The sequence below is a fragment of the Sulfitobacter sp. HI0027 genome, from assembly GCF_001634775.1.
Lineage (GTDB): Bacteria > Pseudomonadota > Alphaproteobacteria > Rhodobacterales > Rhodobacteraceae > Sulfitobacter.
The window spans coordinates 1-17,588 of record NZ_LWER01000166.1; the positions used below are offsets into that span (position 1 = coordinate 1).

The following is a 17,588-nucleotide window of genomic DNA, read 5'->3' on the forward strand; positions in this document are numbered from 1 at the left end:
CGATACCGAAGAACACAATCGCGGGGATCAGATAGACGAAGGTCGGCAGCGTCTGCATCAGGTCCAAGACCGGGGCCACCCATGCATAAAGCCGGGGCCGATGCGCCACGGCGATGCCAATCGGCACGCCGACGCCCATACAGACCACACAGGCCGAGAGCACGAGCGTCAGGCTCTCCATCGTCTCTTCCCAGTAGTCTTGGTTAAGGATGAAAAGGAAACCAAGCACCACAAAGGCCACGGTTTTCCAATTGCGTTGAATGCCCCATGTGATCGCGGCAAACACGGCGATGAGGATCAGCGGGTGCGGGGTTTGCAGCACCCAGAGGATCGCGTCGATCAGCCGTTCCATCAGGTCCGACAGCCCGTCAAAGAACCACGCTCCGTTCGTTTGCAGCCAATCCAGCGCGTCTTCGGCCACATCGGCCACGGGGATCTTGTTTTCTGTCAGCCAGTCCATGTCAGTCCTTCAGGCTTGGAGAATTGCGCATGAGAATGACCCGCCCCATCGATCTGGGGCGGGTCTTTTCCATCATATCGCGATGATCACTTCAGCGAAGCGACAGCTTCCATCGCGTCGCCACCATCGACGGTGGTCACACCGTCCAGCCAAGTGCTGAGCACGTCGGAGTTCGCTTTGATCCAAGCGGCGGCTGCCTCTTCCGGCTTTTCGCCGTCATCAAGGATCGCGCCCATGATCTCATTCTCCATTTCAAGCGTGAACTCGAGGTTGTTCAGGAATTTACCAAGGTTCGGGCATTCCTCAACAAAACCGGCGCGGGTGTTGGTATAGACCGTTGCACCACCCAGATCGGGGCCGAAGTAGTCATCGCCGCCTTCCAGATAGGTCAGATCGAAGTTGGCGTTCATCGGGTGCGGTTCCCAACCGAGGAAGACGACGGGCTCCTCTTTGCGGGTGGCGCGCTGGACTTGGGCCAGCATCCCCTGCTCGGAGGATTCAACGACCTCAAACTCGCCCAGATCAAATGCATTCTCGTCGATCATCGACTGGATCAGACGGTTGCCGTCATTGCCGGGCTCGATGCCATAGATTTCGCCTTCCAGCGCATCCGCGTTGGCGGCGATGTCGGCGAAGGTCTTGATGCCCATGTCGGCGGCGGCTTTGTTCACAGCCAGCGTGTATTTCGCGCCTTCAAGGTTGGCGCGCACGGTGTCGACGCTGCCTTCTTCGCGATATTTCGCGATGTCGCCTTCCATGGTGGGCATCCAGTTGCCCAAAAACACGTCGATGTCGCCAGAGGCCATAGAGGTGTAGGTCACCGGCACGGCAAGGATCTTGGTCTCGGTATCATAGCCGAGCGCGTCCAGCACGACAGAGGCGGCGGCGGTGGTCGCTGTGATATCGGTCCAACCCACGTCAGAGAAGGTGACTTCGTTGCATTCTGCAGCAGCCAGCGAGGACGCGGCGACCGTCGCCAGAGCGGATGTCATAAGCAGTTTTTTCATTGGTGTTCTCCCCAGAGAAGTTTTTATTGACTGATGCGCCAATCAAAAGCCATCGGCCGCGATATTGCAACCGGATTAATTTCGCCAACTTACTGGAGGGCAAAAAGCAATACCACTTGTTTCAAAACTCACTCCCGCGCGGCCTGTTTCGGGCGTAGAACCGGGGTGACATTTTCATCCGCGCCGGGCTCGGGTTCGGCGTCAATCTTTAGGGGCTCTTCTGCGGGGGCGGCGGGTGTCTGAGCAGGCGCAGCCACGGGCGTGGCGGGCGTTGACGGGGGCGCTTCGGGGGTGTCGGCCCCTTGCGTTTCCTCAACGGTTTCAGGGGCTTCTCCCTGCCCCTCTGCCGCTTTCATCCCAAATGCCGCACGGATCGCGGCTTGGGTTCCCTCGCCGTAAAGCCCGTCAATCGCGCCGTCGTAAAATCCGAAATCCGAAAGTTTGCGTTGCAGGGCTTTGCGGGTCTCGCTGTTGAAAAGTTTGGGCTCATCCTGCATCAGCCCCAGCAGCGTGCCGTCCCCCGCCCGCAGCGCGCGATAGAGATAGAGTGCCGCATCCGCCGCCCCGCGACCGGGCACTTTGCCATCGTCGATCATCGCGGCAAAGTTGAACATCGCCGCTGGGTGTCGCCTATCGGCTGCGCGGCGGAAATAGTCCAACGCCAGATCGGAATCGGTTTCCTGCCCCAATTCCCCCTGTAGATGGATGAACCCCAGATCGTTCAGCGCCCCGGCATGGCCCCGCTCGGCGGCGTCGCGATAAAGGGCCATGGCGCGGGCCTCATCCTGAGCGACGCCGCGTCCTTCTTCATAAAGCTGTGCAAGCTGATACCGCGCCTCGGCAGAGCCGGTTTCTACTGCCCGCATCAGTTGGGCCGCAGCGGTTTGCGGGTCATAGCGCGGATCGTCAGGGTCGCTTTGCAGGGCGGCAAGACCAAGTTGGGATCGGGTGTCCCCTTGCCGCGCCAATTCGGCCAAGCGCTGGCTCTGCGCGGGGTCCAAATCCCCCCATGTCTGCGGGGCCGCATCCGCGCTGTCCGTCTCTGCGATGAAAGCTGGCGTCGGGGTCAGCCGCCCAAAGCGCCGGGCGGAGAGGCTGCCGCCGCTACGGCTGCGCAGCGTGGCGCGAAATCCGTCCAGCATGGCGCCGACTTCGACATCCGGCTCGGTCAAAACCTCGGCCAATGTGGCCGCGAAAAGGCCCGCGTTTTCACCGCCCTTGTCACAGGCGCCCACCTCACCGGAGGTGACGACCAGCGTGCCAAGACGCGGCTCGGGCGGCGGCAGCGGGGCGGTCGACTGGCGCGGGGCGGCATGGCAGTTATCAAGCAAAACAAGCCGTATCTGTCGCGCCTTGCCCGCCGCACGCAGCAGCGCAGGCAGCGCCACCCCCTGTTGCCGCAGCGCCGAGGCCGGGGCCAAGGGCGCATCGACCGGGATCAGATAGCTCTGCCCCCCCGAGGCGACGCGGCGACCCGCGTAGTAGATCAAGGCGATATCCGCCGTTTCGGCCTGAAAGGCAAAGTCAGAGAGTTCCCGCTTGAGCGTGGCGCTATCCGTGTCGATTAGCGTGGTAACATCGAACCCCTGCCCCTCTAACGTTTGGGTCAGCAGCGCGGCATCGGCGCGCGGCCCGTCAAGCGGGGCGGCATCCTCATAGGCAGAGATGCCAATCACCATCGCCACACGGTCTTGGGCCGCTGCAGCGAAGGGCAGAAACAACATCAAGAGGATCGCGGTCAAACGCATATGGCGGGCTCCTTTCGGTCAGCTTCGGTTGGGCGGCGCCGCCCATTAACCTATGCTGGCAGGAAAAGGTTTCCACCATCGTAACAGTTTGAAATGAATCCGACCCTTGCTGCCGTGGTTCAGGCGTTGGGCGAAGTCTCTTCGATCTCGCGGTCTTCTTCCGGCACGTTGAGCGTGGCCCACGTATCGCCATCCGGCAGTTCCGGCGGATGCGGCAGGCAATCGCGCCGGTGGATATTCGCCTTGGCCATGAAATTTGCCGAAACCGGAGCCGTGACAAAGATGAAGGCCATGATCAGCAGTTCATGCAGCGACCCCGTTCCAGACAGAAACGAACTCACCATCGCCGCCAGCAGATAGGCCCCGATCCCCAGCGTCGCGGCTTTGGTCGGCGCGTGCAGGCGGGTCATCGGGTCGTTCAGCTTGAGCAAGCCAATCCCGGCGACAAGCACGAAGAAACTGCCGATCACCAGCAGCACGATGATAAAATAGGTGGCGATGATATCGGGGCTCATTCGATGATATCTCCGCGCAAGACGAACCGGGCATAGGCCACGGTTGAGACGAAACCCAGCATGGCGATGATCAGCGCCGCCTCAAAATAGATCTGCGTGCCCTGCAGGATGCCCAAAAGCACGATGATGCCGATGGCATTGATGAACATCGTGTCCAGCGCCAGAATGCGGTCCCCGGTGCCGGGGCCGATCCACAGTCGGATCATCGCCATGAACTGCGCGATGGCGACCAAGGTCAGGGCACCATAAAGCGCAAGGGTCAAAAGGTCGGTCGCTTGGGTCATACGAAAATCTCCTTCAAGCGGCGTTCGTAGCGGTCTTTGATCTCATCGCGCACGGCGTCGGGGTCAGTGGCGTCCAGCGCGTGTACCAGCAGGTAGCGCCCGTTGTCCGACAGATCCGCCGAAACGGTGCCGGGGGTCAGGGTGATGGTGCCCGCAAGAATCGTGATCGCTTCGGGTTCTTTCAGGTCCAGCGGCACGACAACCCAGGCGGGCGACATGCTGGCGTTGGATTTGGTCAGGATGATCCACGCCACTTGGATATTGGCGATGATGATATCCCACAGGACCAAGATCACATAGGCGATCATGCGCAGCGGGCGAATGCCTTGGGGCCGGTCGGTCCACCAACGCGCGGTCAGCACCGGGATCACGATCCCGAGGATCAGGCCAAAAACAAGCATGCCTGCGCTGAACTTGTTTTGCAGCAGAATCCACACAACGGTGAGCAGCAGGGTCAGAAACGGGTGCGGCAAAAGCCAACGGATCGGTCGCATCATGTCAATGTGCCTCCTCTTTGCCGTCCGACAGCTTGCCGGGGGTCTCCAGCACGGTGCTCAGGTAACGCTCCGGCCCGAACAATTGGTTCGAGATCGCCGTGGCATATTGTGTGGCGGGGCCCGCCAACAGGGTATGTGCGACCAAAAGGGCCAGCAGGCCACCCACGGCCACATAGCTCAGCGCCGAGGGCGCCTCGGCGGGGGTGGCCCCCTCTTGCGGCGTGACGCTGCGAGATTTCCAGAAGACCACGCTGCCCGCGCGACCAAAGCCGACAAGGCTCAAAAGGCTCGCGCCTAAGATCACGGCCCAGATCCAGACCCAGTAATCATTCTCGGCAGCAGCATCCATGATCAGCAACTTGCCCAGAAAACCCGAAAGCGGCGGCACGCCGACCATGGCGATAGCCGCGACAAAGAACAGGGCCGAGGTCAGCTTGGCCCCCGCCACCTGCGGCTGCGCCGTCAGATCAAGATTGTCCCGACCCGCCCGCGCCAGATCGGCGATCAGGAACAACGCGCCTGCGGCCAGCGTCGAATGCACGATATAATAAAGCGCCGCGGCGATCCCTTCGGGCGTGAACAGAGCGATAGAAATCATCACCATGCCCATCGACCCAATCACCGAAAAGGCGACCATTCGGTCCAACTGCTTGGCCGCCAGCACGCCGATCATGCCAAGCGCCAGCGACAGCAGCGCGGCAGGCAGCAGCCATGTTGTGTGCAGGTCCGCCGTGGCGGCAAGGTCTGGCGGGAAGATCAGCGTATAGACGCGGATGATCGCATAGGCGCCGACTTTGGTCATGATCGCGAAAAGCGCCGCCACAGGGCCGGGTGCTTCGGCATAGCTCGACGGCAGCCAGAAGTGCAGCGGCACCACGGCAGCTTTGACCGCGAAGACCATCAAGAGCAGCACCGCTGCGATGCGGATACCCACGGTCGCGCCGGTATCGATCAGGGCAACGCGCTGCGCCAGATCGGCCATGTTGAGCGTTCCCGTCTCGGCATAGATAGCCCCAAGCGCAAAGAGAAACAGCGTCGAGCCCAAGAGGTTATAGAGCACATATTGCACCCCGGCCCGCAGCCGCGGCGTGCCGCCGGCGTGGATCATCAACCCGTAGGAAGCGATCAGCAGCACTTCGAAAAAGACGAAGAGGTTGAAAAGGTCGCCCGTCAGGAAGGCCCCCATTATCCCCATCAGCTGGAACTGGAACAGCGCGTGAAAATGCCGCCCGCGTTCGTCCCATTTCGAGCCGATGACATAGAGCAGCACGAAGAGCGCCAGCACCGCCGTCAGCGTGACCATCAGCGTCGACAGACGGTCGCCCACCAGCACGATGCCAAAGGGCGCGGCCCAATCGCTGAGACGGTAGAGCATGACATCGCCGCTCGCCGCCTCGACCGACAGGCCAAGCCCCACGGCGACCAACGCGAGCGCCCCGAACAGCGACAACACCCGTTGGATGGTGATGTGGTAGCGTGCGGCCAAAATGATGAAGGGCGCAATAAATGCGGGCAGCACGATGGGCAGGATCAGCCAATGGGTCATGTGCGGTCCTCCGCCTTGATATCGGTCAGCGGGTCGTCGACATGGTCGTCATTGTTGCCCAGATAGGCGCCAAGCGCGATCATCACCACCACGGCGGTCATGCCGAATGAAATCACGATGGCGGTCAGCACCAGCGCTTGCGGCAGCGGATCGGTATAGCGCGCGGCATCCGTGAGGATCGGCGGCGCGCCCACGGTCAGACGGCCTGAGGCGAACAGAAATACGTTCACCGCATAGGTCAGCAGCGATGTGCCCATGATGACGGGAAAGCTCCGCAAGCGCAGCACAAGATAGAGGCCAGAGGCCGTCAGAATGCCGATGGCGGATGCGACGAGAAGTTCCATGTTTATGCCTCCGCCTTGGTGGTGTCTTCGCGCGATGGGTCGATGTCCATCGGGTGATCGGCCTCAGGCACATGCGCCCGGCGGGCCAGCCGCGAGAAGCTTTCGAGCGACAGCATCACCGCCCCGACAACGGCAAGGAACACGCCAAGATCAAAGAGCGCGGCAGTTGCAAGTTCGAACTTGTCGAAGGGCGGGATGCGCACATAGGTGAAATCCGATGTCAGGAAGGGTTTGGCAAAGAGCCACGATCCGATCCCCGTCAGCCCCGCGATCAAGACGCCGGTGCCGATGATCCCGTGATAGGGATAGCGCAGCCGCGCCGAGGCCCAGGCAAAACCGCTGGCCATATACTGCATCACCACGGCGATGGAGACGATCAGACCGGCGATAAACCCGCCGCCCGGCTCGTTATGGCCGCGCAGGAAGATATAGAAACCAACCATCAGCACGACGGGCATGATGACGCGGGTCATCACCACCATCATCATCGGGTGCCGGTCCCCTGCCCGCGGCTGGTCTGGTTTGCGGTTGAGCAGGCGTGCGCGTACTGGGCCAGACAGCAGCGTTTCTGTCAGGGCGTAGATCAGCAAGGCAGCGATGCCCAGAACGATGATCTCACCATAGGTGTCAAAGCCCCGGAAATCGACGAGGATCACGTTCACCACATTGGTGCCGCCGCCGCCTTTGTAGGAGTTGGCAAGGTGGAATTCAGAAATGCTCGGCGCGACAGTGTCGCGCAGGAGGTAGTGATAGGACAGCGCCATCGTCGCCGCCCCCGCCGCGAGGGAGACCACAACGTCGCGCGTCCGACGCAGCACGCTGCTTTCGATCGGTGTGCGGTTGGGCAGGAAGTTCAGCGCCAAGAGCAGCAGGATGATCGTCACCACCTCGACCGTCAGCTGGGTCATCGCCAAGTCAGGCGCGCTGAAAAAGACGAAACCGGCCGAGACGATCAGCCCCACGATGCCGATCAGGATCAGCGATAACAGGCGGTTGCGATGCAGGAACACCAGCCCGCAGGCCGCCGCCACCAGCATCAGCCAGCCCGCGATCTGCACTGCGTTGGTCGGCTGCAACGCACGGGTCGCGGCCCCGACGGTGCCGGTGGCCCAAGCGTAATAGCCCACTACAACCACGGTCACCGCCATGATCGCGGCATAGCGCGAGAACGCCCCGTTGTGCAGACGCAGCGACATCGCCTGCGACAGGCCGACAAAGGCCGCGATGATGCGGTCAAAGATCGACTTGGCCTCGGGCCGGGGCGTGGCATCCCAAACACGCAGAAGCGGGGTGAAAAGCGCCAGTAGGATCAGGCCACCGACAACCGCGATGATCGACATATAAAGCGCCGGACCCAGCCCTTGCCAGATTTTGAGATGAGTCGAAGGCATCTCTGCCGCGCCGCCGAGAACCGAAGCGGTCACCAGCTTGACGAAAGGCTCAGCCAGAAACGGTGCGAGGCCGATCACCACAACGGGGATGATCAACAACGCAGGCGGCAGCCACAGACCGGGCTTGGGGTCATGCGGATGGTCGGGATAGTCGTCACGCTCTTTGCCAAGGAAGGTATGGCCGATCAGCCGGAAGCTATAGGCGGCAGAGAAGAGCGCACCAAAGGTCGCAAGCCCCGGCACCAGCCACGGCATGTCAAAGAGCTTCGTGTGCAGGGTCTCTTCCAGCATCATCTCTTTCGACAGGAAGCCGTTGAGCAGCGGGATCCCCGCCATCGACAGCGCCGCCAGCGTGGCGATGACAAAGGTCACAGGCATCAGATGCCGCAGCCCGCCCAAACGGCGGATGTCACGGGTATGCACCGCGTGATCCACGATCCCCGCCGACATAAAGAGCGCGGCCTTAAAGGTCGCGTGGTTCAGGATGTGAAACACTGCCGCCATCGCGCCAAAGGCCGTGCCGGTGCCCAAAAGCATGGTGATCAGACCAAGGTGGCTGACGGTCGAAAAGGCCAGCAGCGCCTTGAGGTCATGTTTAAACAGCGCGATGACCGCGCCCAGCACCATGGTGATAAGCCCCGCCGTGGTGACGATGACGAACCATTCCGGCGTGCCAGACAGCACCGGCCACATCCGCGCCATCAGGAAGATCCCCGCCTTCACCATGGTGGCGGAGTGCAGATAGGCCGAGACCGGCGTTGGTGCTGCCATCGCGTGGGGCAGCCAGAAGTGGAACGGGAACTGCGCCGATTTGGTGAAACAGCCCAAGAGGATCAGGATCAGCGCGGGCAGATAGAGGGGCGAGGCTTGGATCATCTCGCGGTTGTCGAGGATCACGCTCAGGTCATAGCTGCCGACGATCTGACCCAGCAGCAACATGCCACCGATCATCGCAAGGCCGCCCATGCCCGTCACGGTCAACGCCATGCGTGCGCCTTGACGGCCTTCGGGCAGGTGTTTCCAATAGCCGATCAGCAGGAAGGACGACAGCGAGGTTAGCTCCCAGAAGATCAGCAAGATCAACACGTTATCGCTTAGAACGATGCCGACCATCGCGCCTTGGAACAGCAGCAGATAGGTGAAAAACTCACCCATATGATCGTCGCGTGACAGGTAAGACCGCGCATAGGCGATGATCAACAGACCGATGCCAAGGATCAGACAGGCAAAGAAAAACCCAAGACTGTCGAGCATCAAGGTCAGGTTCAGGCCAAGCTGCGGGATCCAGTCAACCCGCGCGGTGACCAATTCGCCCGCCAGCACGGCAGGCAGATGGGTCAGCAACCCCACCAGCGCCACGAGGGTCACCATAAAGGTCACCCCGGCGCAGGCTTGACGCCCTGCGGAATTCATCAGTCCGGGTAACAATGCGCCCAAGAAGGGCAAGGCAACGATAAGGAAGAGGGACACGCGAACTCCTGATCTGGCGGACTGAAAGGTCACCACGTTTTGTAGAAATTTTCCCGGCACCTCAAGCGAAACCGGGCATTAAACGCCAGATTGTCGCAGGTTACACCGCAGTCCTGCCCCGTGGGATGGCGATACCGCCGCCCCTATGCCCGCTAGAATGGCCCTCGGGCGCCCCTACCCCGGTTGAAACAAGTCCCGGTAGGTGTCGCGCAGCACGTTCTTTTGCACCTTGCCCATCGTGTTGCGCGGCAATTCCGGCAGGACGATCAGCTTGGCGGGTCGTTTGAACTTGGCCAGCGATCCGGCCACATCCCCGGCGATCTGCGCAAGGTCCAACTCCGCGCCCCGGCGCGCCACCAACACCGCCACCACGCTTTCCCCGAAATCGGGATGCGGCACGCCAAACACCGCGCTCTCCAACACGCCCGGTTGGTCGTCGAGCAGCAGTTCGACCTCCTTAGGGTAGATATTATAGCCGCCCGAGATGATCAGGTCTTTGTCGCGCCCAACGATGCTCACATAGCCATCCGCATCGCGCCGCCCCAGATCGCCGGTGATGAAAAAGCCATCTTCGCGCAGTTCGGCGGCGGTTTTCTCGGGCATCTGCCAATAGCCCTTGAAGACATTCGGGCCACGTACTTCGATGCTGCCGATCTCTCCGTCCGGCAGGGTCGCGCCGGTTTTGGGGTCGGTGATTTTCAACTCCACATCCGGCAGCGGCAGGCCCACGGTGCCCGCGCGGCGCTCGCCTTCATAGGGGTTTGAGGTGTTCATATTGGTCTCGGTCATGCCGTAACGCTCTAGGATACGGTGGCCGGTCCGGGTTTCGAAATCGACATGGGTTTCGGCCAACAGCGGGGCCGAGCCGGAGATGAACAGCCGCATGTTCGCCGTCGTCTCACGGGTGAAACGCGCGTCGTCCAAAAGCCGGGTGTAGAAGGTCGGCACCCCCATCATCACGGTGGCATGGGGCATCCGGTCGATCAACCGGTCGATGTCGAGCTTGGGCATAAAGATCATCGCGCCCCCCGCCACCAGCGTCACATTGGTCGCCACGAACAGCCCGTGCGTGTGAAAGATCGGCAGCGCATGCAGCAACACGTCCCGCGCGGTGAAACGCCACAGATCGGCCAGCGTCTGCGCGTTTGACAAAAGGTTCGCCTGCGTCAGCATCGCCCCCTTAGAGCGCCCCGTGGTGCCCGAGGTATAGAGGAAGGCCGCAAGGTCATCGGCGTCCCGTGCCACAGTCTCAAAATTATCGGAGGCCGAGGTCGCACGATCCGCAAAGCTGCCATCGTTCTCCGTGCCCAAGGTCTCAAGCTGACAGCCTGCGGCCTTGGCCACCGGGGCCATCTCATTTCGGCGCGCGGGCTGACAGACAAAGGCCGCGGCGCCGCTGTCGGTCACGAAATAGCGCACTTCGTCTGCGGTATAGGCGGTGTTGAGCGGCAAAAAGATCACCCCCGCCTGCACGCAGGCGGCATAGAGCGCCAGCGCATCGGCGGATTTGTCGATTTGTACCGCCAGCCGGTCGCCGGACTTCACCCCCAACTCGGTCAGCACATGGGCAAAACGGGCAGCCCGGCCCAGAAAGCCTGCATGGGTCAGCACGACCCCGCCTTCGAGATGCAGAAAGGCCGTCGTTTTGCCAGCGTGACGGCCAAACAGAGTGTCATAAAGGGGGTTTGCCATCACGGTGCTCCTCGCGTGTTGTTCTTGGGAAAGCCGACTGCCTCCTTGCGGGATTACAACCGCATCACGCGGGGTAATGCAAGCCAACCGAAGCCCGCGCGCGGCGGCACAGTCGGCAAATGTCGAATTAAGGCAATAGCTTGCGGGGCGGCGCTGAGGCGCGCCGCCCCAATTTTCAGCGGCCCATCAAACCGGGCAACCATGTGCCGATACCCGGCAGCCAGACGACCAGCGCCAGCACGAAGATCTTGATCAACAGAAAGGGCATGACCGAGGCATAGATCTGCGGCATGCGTATCTCCGCAGGTGCGACCCCGCGCATGACAAACAGCAGCAACCCAAAGGGCGGCGTCAGCAGGCCGATCTCCATCGTCAGCAGGTAGACCACGCCGAGGGTCAGCTCGTTGATCTCCATCGCACCCGCCAAGGGCACGAAGACCGGCACGGTGACCATCAGCATCGACACCTGATCAATGAAGCACCCCAAAAAGAGCAGGATCGCGATCATCCCCAAAAGCACCATCAGCGGCGTCGGATCGACCGCGTTGATTGCGTTGATCAGCCCATTGGTCGCGCCTGAAAAGGACAGCACCTGCGCAAAGGTCTGGCTGGCCGCAATGATGAACAGGATCATCACCGACAGCTTCAGCGTCTCCATCAGCGCGCGGCCCATCTTCTCCCAACTCAGGGCGCGATAGGCCGCCCCGATGATCACAGCGGTGATGCTGCCAAGGGCGGCGCTTTCCGTAGGTGTGGCAATGCCAGCGAGCAGCGAACCGATCACCACCGCGAAAAGCACCGACAGCGGCAGCACATAGATCACGAAGGGCGTCCAACGTTCGCGCAGCGGCATTTCTTCGTAGGCATCGGGCGGCGCGACCTTCGGGTCCAGAAGGCTTCGCCCCACCACATAGGCCACGAAAAGCACCGCCAGCAGCAACGCGGGCAGCACCCCCGCGATCAGCAGCCCGGCGATGGAAATACCCGCGAGCGAGCCCACCAGAACCGCCAGTGCCGAGGGCGGGATCAACATCGCAATTGCGCCCGAGGCCATGATCGGCCCCATCGCCATCGAGGGGTGATAGCCCCGTTTCAGCATCCCCGGCAGCAGCGTGCCGCCCAGCATCGCGGTATTGGCGATGGTCGAGCCGGAAAGGGCTGCAAAAATCGTGCCGCCAAAGATCGTGACGACCGACATGCGGCCCGGGATGCGCGTCACCACCCGCTCGATCGCGTCAATGGCCCGGTGCGCGACCCCGGTTTGAAAGAGTATTTCCCCCATCAGGATAAAAAGCGGTATCGGCGCGAGTTGAAAATTCGCCACCGATTGCGCCGAGTTGCGTGCCAGTTGCAGAATGCCGCGGTCTCCGCCCAATACGAAATAGGCGCCTACGGTGGTCACGGCGATAAAGGCAAAGGCGACCGGCAGACCGATCAGCAGCAAAACCGCCAATCCGCCCAGCATCAAGGTCAGTGTCAGGCCCCAATCCATCTCAAAGACCACTCAAACTACGCTCGGCCGTTTCCGGATAGAGCAGACGACGAATAAAGATGATCGTGCAAAGCGCCAGCGACAGCGGCACAAAGGCCAGCATCCACCACTCCGGGATCACGAAAGACGTGCGGATCATCGATCCGCGGGCGGCAGAGGCCAGCACCGCCTGCAGCCCGTACCAGCCCAGCACCCCCGCCGTCACCGCGCCGATGGCGCTGGTCAGGCGGGTCAAAGCATGGGCGGTGCGCTGCGACAGGTTGCTGGTGATCAGATCAACCTTCACATGCCCACCAATCGACAGCACCCAAGGCGCGCCAAGAAAGGTGGCAATCATCAACGCATATTGGATTGCATCCAGCGCGCCATAGACCACCGGCAAGCCGAGATTGCGCAGTACCACGTTGATCGCGATAAACACCGCGATCACCCCGAGGATACCGGCCGAGAAAACGGCCAGCCCCCGGAGTGTCCGGTCAAACAATGTTGAGATCATCGGGCGATCACTTGGTCATGCAGGCGCGCATCTGCTGCGCAAGATCGGCATCGACCTCTTCGACCGCCGCCCAACCGGCATCGCGCGCGGCATTGGTCCAAGCTTCAGCATCGGCGTCGCTGAAGGTGATCGTCTCGATCCCCGCATCCGCCTGTGCGGCGTATTCCGTCGCGTTGCGGTCGGCATTGTCGTTGTTAAGCTCCTCCATCCAAGCCGCGCCCTCTTCGAGTTTGGCGCGTTGTTCGTCGGTCAGGCCATTCCATGTGTCGAGGTTCACCAGCAGGTTCACGTCGACGTTGTAAAAGCTCGGGTCGACCCGGTATTTCGTCTGCTCGTCCCAGCCGAGATCAAGCACACCCTGCGAGGGCCAGCCGTAACCGTCAATCGCCCCACGCTCCAGCGCGCTATAGACTTCGCCCGGCGCGGTGCGCACCAGATTGGCGCCCAGTTGCGTGAACATCGCCTGATAAACCGGCGTGGTGCGGATGGTCAGACCGCTGAGGTCCGGCCCTTCGACCGGCTTGGTCAGATAGAGGTGATAGCCGATCCCGTCGCCGCCATGGCCGAGGTATTTGACGTTCATCTGCTCTTGGTGGATGCGGTCGACCAGTTCATAACAGCCGTTCTCGCGCTGCTCTTGAATGGTGTTTTCCGCCAGATGCAGCGCGTCGCCCGTGGGCAGCAGGTTGGGGTAATAGGCCGTGGTGTTATTGGCGATGTCGACAACGCCAGATTGCACCGCGTTGCCCAATTCAAAGGGCGGCACGGCCTCCGGCCCGCCGACCATATTGATCTGCACGACCCCCTTGCCGTTCTCGTTGATCCATTCGACAAAGGATTCAAACTCGCGGCTAAAGGCGGTGCCAAGGGTAAAGGCCGACACGGCGCGCAGCGTCACTTCGTCGGCGCTGGCGGTGCTGGTGGTGGCAAGGGTGCTGACGGCAAAGAGCGCCGCGCTGAGCGTAGTTGTTGTTTTCATGATCGTCTCCCAGTTGTGATCAAAAGCCCGCGATCTTTGCCCCGGTGCTCTCGCATGCATATGCATAATATGTATCTGCATGTAATTCGTAGCGACAAGATTTCGCTACGTCAATTTAAACTCTCACCCCTGCCCGCGCCGTCGCACAGGCGGTGCCCTGCGCAGATTGTCGCGGCATTAAGATAGTTTAATGACACCCTAGCCATGAGAACATATATAGAACGCATGGCAAAGCAGACACTCGATCAAAAACTGGCGATTCTCAGCGACGCGGCGAAATACGACGCCTCCTGCGCCTCCTCCGGCTCGACCAAACGCGACTCGCGCGATGGCAAGGGGCTGGGCTCAAACGAAGGCAGCGGCATCTGCCACGCATACGCCCCCGACGGGCGGTGCATCAGTCTGCTCAAGATCCTGATGACCAATTTCTGCATCTACGATTGTAGCTATTGCATCAACCGCGTGTCCTCCAACGTCGACCGGGCGCGGTTCAGCGTGGATGAGGTGGTCAAGCTCACCATCGAATTCTACCGCCGCAACTATATCGAAGGGCTTTTTTTGTCCTCCGGCGTGATCCGCTCACCGGATGCGACGATGTCCGACATGGTGCAGATCGCCCGCAAACTGCGGCACGAAGAGAATTTTCGCGGCTATATCCACCTCAAGACGATCCCCGATGCTTCCCCTGAGTTGATCGAGGAAGCAGGCCGTCTCGCCGACCGACTGTCGATCAATGTCGAACTTCCCACCGACAGCGCGGTGCAGCAATATGCGCCCGAGAAGAAGCCCGAGCAGATCCGCCGGGCCATGGCGAATGTGCGGATGACCAAGGAGGCGAGCAAAGAGAAATCCTTCTCTGGCAAGCGCCCGCCCCGTTTTGCGCCTGCTGGCCAGTCAACGCAGATGATCATCGGCGCGGATGGGTCGAACGACGCCACAGTGCTGGGCCAATCGACCCGGCTTTACTCCAGCTACAAGCTGAAGCGCGTTTACTATTCCGCCTTCTCGCCAATCCCCGACAGTTCCGCCAAACTGCCGCTGATCCGCCCGCCCCTGCAACGCGAACATCGGCTTTATCAGGCCGATTGGCTGCTGCGGTTTTATGATTTCCAGCTGGACGAGATCACCTCCGTCACCCGCGACGGCAATCTCGACCTTGAGGTCGATCCGAAACTCGCATGGGCGCTGGTGCACCGCGAGCACTTCCCGCTCGACGTGAACCGCGCCAGCCGCGAGATGCTGCTGCGGGTGCCGGGTTTTGGCGTCAAAACGGTGGCCCGCATCCTCGCCGCCCGCCGCCACCGGTCCCTGCGCTACGAAGACCTGACCCGCATGGGCGCGTCGATGAAAAAGGCCCGCGCCTTTGTAACGGCAGGCGGCTGGTCGCCCGGCACACTCACCGACAGCGCCGACCTGCGCGCGCGCTTCGCGCCGCCGCCCGAACAGTTGACCCTGTTCTGATGCAGCGTGTCTCCCTGCCCCCGATCGGTACCGCGAAGGCATGGCGCGAGGCGGCGCGCGGCTTTTTGGCCGCCGGTATCCCGCCCGAGCAGATCCTCTGGGGCGACCATGCCGCCGTGCCCGATCTTTTCGGCGGCGAGGCCGCCCCCACCGCCACGGGCCGCGTCGCGGTGCCGCGCAGCTTCGTCTCGATGGCGGAAACGGCCGTCTGGCACAGCGATCCCGAACGTTTCGCGCGGCTCTATGCCTTCCTCTGGCGCGTGAAGGACGCGCCGCATCTGATGTCCGACCGGGGCGATGCCGACCTCGCCGTGCTGCGGGGGATGGAGAAGAACGTCCGCCGCTGCCAGCACAAGATGAAGGCCTTCGTCCGCTTCCGCGAGATCGGCGCGCCCGACGCCCCGCGCCGCAGCTTCGCCGCGTGGTTCGAGCCCACGCATCACACGGTGGAGCCGACGGCGGATTTCTTCGTGCGGCGGTTTTCCGATATGGACTGGCGCATCCTGACGCCCGATGTCTCGGCGATCTTCGAGAACGGCAAACTCACGTTCCAAGAGGGCCACGAAAAACCCGACCTGCCCGAAGACGCGGGCGAGCAGCTTTGGATCACCTACTTCCAGAACATCTTTAACCCCGCCCGCCTGATGGTGAAGGCGATGCAATCCGAGATGCCCAAGAAATACTGGAAGAACATGCCCGAAGCCGCCTTCATCCCACAGATGATCGCCGAGGCCCCGGCCCGCGCCCGTGCCATGGCCGAAGCAGCACCCACCCTGCCGCCGGTGCGGATGGACCGGGTGCAGGCGCAGCTTTCGGCCTTCTCATCCGCTTGGGACGGCCCGATGGAGGACCTGCCCACCGCGATCCGCGCCTGCACCCGCTGCCCGCTGCATTGCCATGCGACCCAAGCCGTGCCGGGCGAAGGGCCAAACCGCGCCGATCTGATGGTGGTCGGTGAACAACCCGGCGATCAGGAGGATCTCGCGGGCCGTCCCTTTGTGGGCCCTGCCGGGCAGATGTGCGACCGCGTGGCGGCAGAGGCCGGCCTCGACCGCGAGGCGGCTTTCGTCACCAATGCCGTCAAACACTTCAAGTTCACCGCCCGCGGCAAACGCCGCATTCACCAGCGTCCTGAGACGCCAGAAATCGACCAATGCCGCTGGTGGATGAACGCCGAGGTGGCGCAGGTGCAGCCCAAGCTGATCCTCGCCATGGGCGCCACAGCGGCGCAAAGCCTGACGGGCAAGGGCACGGGCATCCTGAAACGCCGTGGCACGATCGAGACGGGGCCAGAAGGCATCCCGGTGCTGATCACCCTGCACCCGTCCTATCTGCTGCGCGTGCCGGATCCGGCGCTGCGCGAAGAGGCCACGGCGCAGTTCCGCTCCGATCTGGCGATGGCGGCGCGGATGATGGCAGAGGCGGCTTAATCCTCGGGGTCGATGACCTGGAGCGTGCCGTCCGGCAAGGGGCGTTGCAGGCTGGGCAGCTCGGCCGTTTCAACTGTCAGCCACGCCTGCACCTCATCGGGCGTGGTCAGGATCACCGGCATCGCCTTGGGGTGCACGGCCCCGACCTCGGCATTGGCTTCGGTGGTCAGAAAGCCATAGAGGGTATCAGTGGTCTCGCCGTCCTTCAGTTTGCGCACGCTCGTCCATTCGGTCCAAACGCCCGCAAAAAAGGCCAGCGGACGGTCCTCGCCAAGCGCGAACCAGACCGGGCGCGAGCGCTCTCCGGGGCGGTTCAGCGGTTCGGAAAAGGCGGTGAAGGGCACCACGCAGCGATGCTCGGCCCCCAGCCAGCGCCGCCAATGCGGCGAGGCGATGTTGCGGATGTTGGTCACGCCGCGGTCGGTCTTTTTGCCCTTGAGCGCGAAGACCGGAGAGGGCATCCCCCACCGCATCATCTCCAGCACCGGACCGCCATCGCCGTGGCGCACCACCGGGGCCGGGTAATCGGGGTAGATGCCGGGCATCGGCGGCAGATTACCCGCGCGGTCCTCGATCCCGTCGAACCAGCCGCGGATCGCGTCCTGCCCCTTGGTGAGGGAATAAAGATTGCACATTTTCGTCTCCTGTCGCCGCCCTAGGCCCAGTAGATGCGGTTTTTCCGCGCCCCGGCAAGGGCTTCGCGGCACCGCTCAAATCTTTGACAGAACCGCAGTTCATCGTTTATGAATAGAACAAAATGTGAACATATGGAGTCG

At 62.1% G+C, this 17,588-nt stretch carries 15 protein-coding genes and 1 pseudogene; 2 read left to right on the plus strand and 14 right to left on the minus strand.

The window, feature by feature from the left end; translation table 11 throughout:
* From A3722_RS10455 to dctP, 13 genes and pseudogenes are all read right to left on the minus strand, one after another.
* Positions 1–460 (minus strand): annotated as a pseudogene (locus A3722_RS10455) (choline ABC transporter permease subunit); the annotation flags it as partial.
* An 86-nt stretch (positions 461–546) separates the two neighbouring features.
* On the minus strand, positions 547–1,467 hold the full coding sequence (locus A3722_RS10460) for a choline ABC transporter substrate-binding protein (protein ID WP_067626914.1): 921 nt from the start codon (positions 1,465–1,467) through the stop codon (positions 547–549).
* 128 nt (positions 1,468–1,595) lie between these two features.
* On the minus strand, positions 1,596–3,215 hold the full coding sequence (locus A3722_RS10465) for a caspase family protein (protein WP_067916116.1): 1,620 nt from the start codon (positions 3,213–3,215) through the stop codon (positions 1,596–1,598).
* A gap of 119 nt (positions 3,216–3,334) precedes the next feature.
* A complete protein-coding gene (gene mnhG / locus A3722_RS10470) occupies positions 3,335–3,730 on the minus strand; it encodes a monovalent cation/H(+) antiporter subunit G (protein ID WP_067630875.1) in 396 nt (131 codons plus the stop codon).
* Positions 3,727–4,014 (minus strand): K+/H+ antiporter subunit F, encoded by a 288-nt coding sequence (locus tag A3722_RS10475; RefSeq protein WP_067630872.1) that lies wholly within the window; start codon positions 4,012–4,014, stop codon positions 3,727–3,729. The genes mnhG and A3722_RS10475 overlap by 4 nt, the downstream gene beginning before the upstream one ends.
* Positions 4,011–4,511, minus strand: coding sequence for a Na+/H+ antiporter subunit E (locus tag A3722_RS10480; protein WP_067630869.1), 501 nt, complete (start codon positions 4,509–4,511; stop codon positions 4,011–4,013). The genes A3722_RS10475 and A3722_RS10480 overlap by 4 nt, the downstream gene beginning before the upstream one ends.
* A 1-nt stretch (position 4,512) precedes the next feature.
* The gene (locus tag A3722_RS10485; protein ID WP_067630867.1) at positions 4,513–6,057 is read right to left on the minus strand and encodes a monovalent cation/H+ antiporter subunit D; all 1,545 of its coding nucleotides are present in this window, start codon (positions 6,055–6,057) and stop codon (positions 4,513–4,515) included.
* Positions 6,054–6,401 carry a Na+/H+ antiporter subunit C gene (locus A3722_RS10490; protein WP_067630864.1) on the minus strand — a complete coding sequence of 116 codons (348 nt, stop codon included), beginning with the start codon at positions 6,399–6,401 and terminating at the stop codon, positions 6,054–6,056. Before A3722_RS10490 ends, A3722_RS10485 begins: the two co-directional genes overlap by 4 nt.
* Before the next feature lie 2 nt (positions 6,402–6,403).
* Positions 6,404–9,262: a monovalent cation/H+ antiporter subunit A gene (locus tag A3722_RS10495; RefSeq protein WP_067630861.1), complete on the minus strand. Its 2,859-nt coding sequence runs from the start codon at positions 9,260–9,262 to the stop codon at positions 6,404–6,406.
* Positions 9,263–9,436: 174 nt separating this feature from the next.
* Complete coding sequence (locus A3722_RS10500) at positions 9,437–10,954, minus strand: malonate--CoA ligase (protein ID WP_067630858.1); 1,518 nt, start codon at positions 10,952–10,954, stop codon at positions 9,437–9,439.
* Between the two features lie 175 nt (positions 10,955–11,129).
* Positions 11,130–12,446 carry a TRAP transporter large permease gene (locus tag A3722_RS10505; RefSeq protein WP_067630856.1) on the minus strand — a complete coding sequence of 439 codons (1,317 nt, stop codon included), beginning with the start codon at positions 12,444–12,446 and terminating at the stop codon, positions 11,130–11,132.
* A gap of 1 nt (position 12,447) precedes the next feature.
* Positions 12,448–12,942, minus strand: coding sequence for a TRAP transporter small permease (locus A3722_RS10510; RefSeq protein ID WP_067630853.1), 495 nt, complete (start codon positions 12,940–12,942; stop codon positions 12,448–12,450).
* Between the two features lie 7 nt (positions 12,943–12,949).
* Complete coding sequence (dctP, locus tag A3722_RS10515) at positions 12,950–13,921, minus strand: TRAP transporter substrate-binding protein DctP (protein ID WP_067630849.1); 972 nt, start codon at positions 13,919–13,921, stop codon at positions 12,950–12,952.
* Between the two features lie 225 nt (positions 13,922–14,146).
* Here dctP and A3722_RS10520 point away from each other — a divergent pair, with 225 nt between their 5' ends.
* Both A3722_RS10520 and A3722_RS10525 read left to right on the plus strand, forming a co-directional pair.
* Entirely contained in the window at positions 14,147–15,382 is a 1,236-nt protein-coding gene (locus A3722_RS10520; RefSeq protein WP_067630847.1) for a putative DNA modification/repair radical SAM protein, read from the plus strand.
* The gene (locus A3722_RS10525) at positions 15,382–16,812 is read left to right on the plus strand and encodes a UdgX family uracil-DNA binding protein (RefSeq protein WP_067630844.1); all 1,431 of its coding nucleotides are present in this window, start codon (positions 15,382–15,384) and stop codon (positions 16,810–16,812) included. The genes A3722_RS10520 and A3722_RS10525 overlap by 1 nt, the downstream gene beginning before the upstream one ends.
* Here the strand turns inward: A3722_RS10525 and A3722_RS10530 are convergent.
* On the minus strand, positions 16,809–17,447 hold the full coding sequence (locus tag A3722_RS10530; protein ID WP_067630842.1) for an SOS response-associated peptidase: 639 nt from the start codon (positions 17,445–17,447) through the stop codon (positions 16,809–16,811). The genes A3722_RS10525 and A3722_RS10530 overlap by 4 nt on opposite strands.
* Positions 17,448–17,588: the final 141 nt, after the last annotated feature.